The organism is Bifidobacterium pseudolongum subsp. pseudolongum DSM 20099, from assembly GCF_000771225.1.
Classification (GTDB): Bacteria; Actinomycetota; Actinomycetes; order Actinomycetales; family Bifidobacteriaceae; genus Bifidobacterium; species Bifidobacterium pseudolongum.
The window spans coordinates 1-2,136 of sequence record NZ_JDTZ01000018.1 but is presented as its reverse complement, the minus strand read 5'-3'; the positions used below and the strand labels follow the sequence as shown (position 1 = coordinate 2,136).

The 2,136-nt window shown below is 65.4% G+C and carries 1 protein-coding gene; it reads right to left on the bottom strand.

The annotated features are described in order from the left end of the window. Window positions 1-99: 99 nt before the first annotated feature. Window positions 100-1,965 (bottom strand): nitrilase-related carbon-nitrogen hydrolase, encoded by a 1,866-nt coding sequence (locus tag OU02_RS07970; protein WP_080745832.1) that lies wholly within the window; start codon window positions 1,963-1,965, stop codon window positions 100-102. Window positions 1,966-2,136 lie beyond the last annotated feature (171 nt).

The window sequence follows — 2,136 nt, the reverse complement described above, 5'->3', positions numbered from 1 at the left end:
ATAGCTACAGATAATCGATTATCTGTAGCTATGGAGAATCATGACTACAGATAATCAACGTTTGGCACGCGCTTTGCAGCAGGGGTCAGGATGCTCCGATCATTCCCCGATCCGCGCGAGCAGGGCGTCCACCTCATCGAGCCACAGCGCCCCCTGCGCATACGTGGGCATCATGAACCCGTCGCGCAGGTCGAGGCCGGCGGAACCGATGCGCGGACCGTCGGGCAGGTCATGGCGCATGAACTGCGTCGCGAAGAACCACCCGTAGAACGTGCGCATCCACGTGAGCAATTCACGGTCGCTGTACTTGGAGCCGAACGCGCGCTGCGCCAGGCGGAACGACTTCGACGGGCGGTACTGTGCGCGCAAGAATCCGTCGATGAAGAAATCCTCGACTTCAGTGGGCGCGATGTCCGCGAATCCGCGCGCCGCGTAGTGGTAGTGCTCCGGCACATGCAGCGGATCGCTGTGCGCGATGATCGGGTCGAGCGCCGCGCGCAGCTGCCCGTCTTCGGCGGTCTGCGCGGCGCGGGCGAGGATCAGCGGCACGAATGAACGTACAAGCTGGCTGTTCACTGCATATTGCATCGATAGGTCGAGCGGAAAGTCGCTCATGCCGAGCGCGAGTTCCGTCATGTCCACCGGGTTGACAAGCGCTTCGGCGGGATTCGCGACCGGCGGCTGGCTCGCATCGCTCACCGTGCAGCCGAGCGCCTCGGCGAGCGAGCCGAGCAGCGTCTTGGCGTACTTGCCCGGCCGCTCGCCCGGGAACTGCACGCACACGGCGGAGCGGTCGATGCCCGCGAGGTCGGCGGCGCGCGCGGCCGCGAGCACGGCCAGCGCGGCGTTCGCGACCGCGGTGTCTTCGGCGAGCACGGTGATGGCGCTCTCGCCGCGGTTGTGCAGGAACGCGAGCATGCCGTGCGCCTGCATGGTGAGCGCGAGGTCGCAGCAGTCGTCGCGCACGCGCGCATCGTCGGGAACGAAGGGCTGCGCCGAAACCGGCCGCAGCAGCGGATGCTCGGGGAAGTCCATGTCGAACACGGTCTCGTGATAACTGGCGGCCTCGGCGCTCGCCGCCACTGTGAACGACGACATGCCGCGCCGCGCGCCCCACAGGCTTTCGACGTCCACATCGGCGATGGCGAATCCCTCACCGAACGGCTGGGCCTGTGCGAGCACGCTGCCGTTTTCGGCGATGATCTCCTGACCGCCGACCGTCACGTCGCTCGTCGAATCGCCTTGGCCGGAGCTACAGTACGCATAGCAGCACAGCAGGCGCGCGCTCTGCCCGCTGATCAGCCCGCGGCGGTAGAGATCCTTCTCGAGTGACGCATTCGACGCGGAGCCGTTGCAGATGACCGTCGCGCCGGCCAACGCGAGCCGGATCGACGGCGGCTCAGGAGACCAGATGTCTTCGCAGATCTCGTACCCCACGCACAGTTGCGGCAGTTGACGGCAACGGAACACCTGGTGCGAGCCGAACGGTACATGGTCCTGACCGGCCACGGTGATGTCCGTGACCTCCGCCGGGCCCGAATGGAACCAGCGGCCTGCAAAATCCACGCCGTAGGTGGGAATGAACGTCTTCGGCACCACGCCGAGGATGCGTCCGCGGTGGCAGACGGCCACGGTGTTGTAGATCTTGCCGTTGATGCACAGCGGCACGCCCACCGAGAACAGCACATCCAGATCCGCCGTGCGTTCCACAAGACGGCCAAGTTCGCGTTCCGCGCTTTCCAACAGGATGCTGTGGTACAGCAGGTCGTCGGCGATGTACGACGTGAGCACGACCTCGGGGAACGCGACGACCTTCGCGCCGAGTTTGGCCGCTCGCTGCAGCCCCTCGTAGCAGAGCTCGGCGTTGTGCGCGGGGTCGGCGACGGTGCTCACCGGAGAAATCGTGGCCACAGGCACAAACCCGTTGTTGGGCAATCCGAATGATGACGCTGGTGTTGCAGGCATGATGCCCCGTCCCTGGAATGGACCGCTGCCGAATATGGGTTGCAGCGGCGGCGCGCGCATGTGTGAGGCGTCGTAGTGAGGCCCAGTTTAGTGCGGCTGTGGGGAGTGGGTCGAGTTGTATGACGTGGGCGTAGCGTGATTGCGACACGCCGGTGGAGGTGTTGTGTTTGT

Excerpts from the sequence above, each read along its gene's own strand:
- OU02_RS07970 (WP_080745832.1), bottom strand. The coding sequence starts at position 1,965 with ATGCCTGCAACACCAGCGTCATCATTCGGATTGCCCAACAACGGGTTT.